The organism is Streptomyces sp. NPDC127084, assembly GCF_042724175.1.
In the GTDB taxonomy this organism is placed as follows: Bacteria; Actinomycetota; Actinomycetes; order Streptomycetales; family Streptomycetaceae; genus Streptomyces.
This window is the reverse complement of the sequence record NZ_JBHXFA010000237.1, coordinates 1-3,843: the sequence shown is the minus strand read 5'-3', so window position 1 is coordinate 3,843 and position 3,843 is coordinate 1. Positions and strand designations below refer to the sequence as shown.

Here is a 3,843-nt window from a genome sequence, read left to right as displayed (position 1 = left end):
CCCATTATTTTCTGCCCCAGGGTCGGTTCGTGGGGGCGCCCGGGGGCCCCGGTCGCCGCCGCCCGGGGCCCGAGGCATGTCACGGGCGGTGTCCTCCCGGCCTAGCCGCGTTGCACCCGGCTTCGAGTCGCCCCCGGCAGTGTGTGCGACCGGACCGCGCATAGCGAAGCGTTCACCACAGGAGGTCATGAGGATGGCTGCCGTCATACAAGGGGACACCGGCCTGGCCCAGGCCGCCGACAAGCTGCGCGCGCTCGCGGCCGAGCACGCCGCCGACGCGGACACCAACCGCCGGCTCGCTCCCGAAGTCACGGAGGCGATCCGTGAGGCCGGCTTCGCCCGGCACTTCGTGGCCTCACGCTGGGGCGGTACAGAGGGCAGCTTCGGTGAGCTGACCAGTGCCGTCGTCGCGGTCGGCGAGGCCTGTGCGGCGACCGCCTGGTGTGCCTCGCTCGCCGCGTACTCGGCGCGGTTCGCCTCGCATCTGCCGGAAGAGGGGCACCGCGCCATCTGGGGTGAGAGCCCCGACAGCGTGATCGCCACCGCGCTGATGCCCGCCGGGCGGGCCAAAGCGGTCGAGGGGGGCGGCTGGCGGCTCAGCGGCCGGTGGAGCTACGTCAGCGGGGTCGACTTCGCCGACTGGATCCTGGTCTGTGCCGCCGCCACGGGCTCCGAGGGGCCGCCGCAGCTGCGCTTCTTCGCGCTCCCCCGCGGGACGTGGACGGTCCAGGAGACCTGGGACAGCGTCGGTATGCGGGCCACCGCCAGCCACACTGTGGTGCTGGAGGACGCCGACGTACCGGCGCATCTGTCCTTCGACCGTGCCGACATGCTGACCGGGCACAACGCGACCTCTGCCGCGCCCTGCCACCATGTGCCGTTCCAGGCGGTCGGCGGGCTGACCTTCATCGCCCCTGTGGTGGGTGCGGCCACCGGCGCCCTGGCCGCCTGCGCGGGCACCATGACCGGTCGGCGCCGCAACCACGCGGGCGAGCTGATCATGGTGCGCGCCTCGGGCCGGATCGACGCCGCCCGTCATCTTGTCGACCAGAACGCCGAGGTCATCGACAAGCAGCTCTTCACCCCGGAGCTGATGGCCAGGAACGAGCGCAACGCGACCTTCGCCGCCGAGCTCCTCCAGGAGGCGGCGGGACTGCTGGTACGCGGCGCGGGCACCGGCGGTCTCGGCGAGGCGCACCCCTTGCAGCGGTTCTGGCGCGACATCACCTCCGCGACCAGCCATGTCGCGCTCCAGTACGACACTGCGGCCCGCAAGAACTACTCGGCCGTGCTGCTCGGTCCCGAGGAGCAGTAGCCGTCTGGCCGGCCCCGACCGGTCCTCCGGCACCCGCGTATCGGCCGCGCGCCGTCCGCCGCGCCCACCCGCGCCCCGCCCCGTTGCCCCACCATCCGACAGCCCGCACCTCGCGGAGGTATCCCGATGTCCGCCTGCCCCGTGTCCGACGCGTCCGACGTGTCCGACGTCTATCCCTTCTCCGGTTCGAGCTACCGCGGCCCCGCCCCGCGGTACGCCGCCCTGCGCGCCGACCAGCCCGTCGTCCGCGTCCCCACCGCGGGCGGCGTCGACGCCTGGCTGATCACCCGGTACGAGGACGTACGGGCGCTGTCGGCCGACCCCCGCCTCAGCCGCGCGCTGGCCTGCGGGGAGGGCGCGCCGCGTATCGGCGGCACCATGCACACCACCCCGGAGATGATCATCTCCCTGGACTCGCCGGAGCACTCCAGGCTGCGCAAGCTGGTGGCCGGTGCCTTCACCCTGCGCCGCGTCGAGCGGATGCGGGCCGGTGTGCAGAAGGTCTCCGACGAACTCCTCGACGACATGATGGGCAAGCAGGGCCCGGTCGACCTGGTGCAGCAGCTCTGCCTGCCGCTGCCGCTCACGGTCATCGGCGAACTGCTCGGCGTACCGGCCAAGGATCTGCGGGACTTCGAGAAGTGGGCCCGTGCCTTCGCCACCGTGGACGACCGCGCGGGCGGCGAGGAGTCCCTGGCCGGTCTCGCCAAGCTGAGCGAGTACATCGTCGGGCTGATCGCCGACAAGCGCGCCAACCCCACCGACGACATGCTCTCCGAGCTGATCGCGGCCCGCGACAACGACGACCGGCTCAGCGAACAGGAGCTGGTGACCTTCGGCTTCACCCTGATCGGCGCCGGCTTCGACACCACCGCCAACCAGCTCGCCAACTCGGTGCTCGCGCTGATCGCCGACCACCCCGAGCTGTGGCAGTGGCTCGCCGAGGACCGCAGCCGTATCCCGGTCGCCGTCGAGGAACTGCTCCGGCATGTCAATCTGTTCGCCACCGACACCTCCGGATTCCCGCGGGTCGCCGCCGATGACATCGAGGTCGGCGGGGTGACCATCCGCAAGGGCGACGCGGTGCTGCTGTGCCTGGCGTCGGCCAACCGCGACGGCGACGTCTTCGCCGACGCCGACCGGCTCGACCTGGCCCGCGAGCACAACCCGCACATCTCCTTCGGCCACGGGGTGCACTACTGCCTGGGCAAGCATCTCGGCCGGATGGAGATGGAGATCGCCATCGACGGCCTGGTGCGGCGCTTCCCCGGCCTCCGGCTCGCCGTGCCGCAGGAGGAACTGCCCTGGCACACCGGCGAGATCAACCACACCCTGACCAGCCTGCCGGTGGTCTGGGACGCCCCCTGAGCGCCTCGCCGAGGCCCCGAAACCATCCACCTGGCACGGAGGACAGTGATCATGACATCGGGAGCAGTGACGGTCCCGGACAAGGCCCGTGAGATACGCCTGGCCAAGCACCTGGAGGGCCCCCTCACCCTCGACCACTTCGAGCTCGCCGAGGTCGAGATCCCCGAGCCCGCCCCGGGCGAGGTCGTCGTACGGATGGACCACCTCGCCGTGGCCGCCGCGTACCAGGATCTGATGCGCAAGGACTGCCAGCTGCCGCTGCCCCCGTACCAGGTGGGCGGACGCATCGGTGGCGGGGAGGCCGGCACCGTCGTGAGGTCCAACAGCCCGGACCTCGCCGTCGGCGACCTCGTGCAGTCCATGACCGGCTGGTGCGAGTACGCCGTCGGCCCCGCCCACACCTTCTTCAAGCTGCCTCAGGGCCTGTTCCCCGACACCTCCTACTTCCTGTGCCAGGGCCCCACGGCGTACTACGGCATGGCCGACATCGCCCGGGTCGGTGACGGTGACGTGGTGTTCGTATCCGGCGCGGCCGGCGGTGTGGGCTCGCTCGCCGGGCAGATCGCCAAGCACCGGGGCGCGGCCCGGGTGATCGGCAGCGCGGGCAGCGCGGAGAAGGTGGCGTACCTGGTGGAGGAGCTCGGCTACGACGCCGCCTTCGACTACCACGACGGGCCGGTGGCCGAGCGGCTGCGGGAGCTCGCCCCCGACGGCATCAACGTGTACTTCGACAACGTCGGCGGCGAGCAGTTCGAAGCCGCGATCCAGGTCGCCGCCCCCTACGCCAGGTTCGCCTTGTGCGGCGCGCTGTCCGTGCAGAACGGTGCCGGTGATGACGGCCTGCCGCGGCTCGACCTGATGACGGCGATCACCCGGCACCTGGAACTGCGCCCCTTCGCCTGCTACCACACCCCGGAGCAGATCGGCGCCTGGCTGCAGCACTTCGCGACCTGGCTGGGGGCCGGCACGTTCGTGTTCCCGCAGACCGTGGTCGAGGGGGGCATCGAGGCGGCCGCGGAGGCGCTGATGGCGTGTCTGAAGGGCGCCTACCGAGGCAATGTGTCGCTCTCGCTGAGCTCCTGAGAGCCGAACCCCCGGGGAATCACCTGCTCTCGGCCACACGCGACGAGCCCGGCGAACACTCTTGAGGTGTTCGGGCT

The 3,843-nt window shown here is 71.6% G+C and carries 3 protein-coding genes; all 3 read left to right on the top strand.

Annotation, left to right across the window (positions count from 1 at the left end):
- Positions 1-193: 193 nt before the first annotated feature.
- Positions 194-1,315 (top strand): hydrolase, encoded by a 1,122-nt coding sequence (locus ACFWI9_RS31845; RefSeq protein ID WP_387168045.1) that lies wholly within the window; start codon positions 194-196, stop codon positions 1,313-1,315.
- Between the two features lie 126 nt (positions 1,316-1,441).
- Positions 1,442-2,683: a cytochrome P450 gene (locus ACFWI9_RS31840; protein ID WP_387168042.1), complete on the top strand. Its 1,242-nt coding sequence runs from the start codon at positions 1,442-1,444 to the stop codon at positions 2,681-2,683.
- A gap of 51 nt (positions 2,684-2,734) precedes the next feature.
- A complete protein-coding gene (locus ACFWI9_RS31835) occupies positions 2,735-3,766 on the top strand; it encodes a zinc-binding dehydrogenase (RefSeq protein ID WP_387168040.1) in 1,032 nt (343 codons plus the stop codon).
- Positions 3,767-3,843 lie beyond the last annotated feature (77 nt).

Excerpts from the sequence above, each read along its gene's own strand:
- ACFWI9_RS31845 (WP_387168045.1), top strand. The coding sequence starts at position 194 with ATGGCTGCCGTCATACAAGGGGACACCGGCCTGGCCCAGGCCGCCGAC.
- ACFWI9_RS31840 (WP_387168042.1), top strand. The coding sequence starts at position 1,442 with ATGTCCGCCTGCCCCGTGTCCGACGCGTCCGACGTGTCCGACGTCTAT.
- ACFWI9_RS31835 (WP_387168040.1), top strand. The coding sequence starts at position 2,735 with ATGACATCGGGAGCAGTGACGGTCCCGGACAAGGCCCGTGAGATACGC.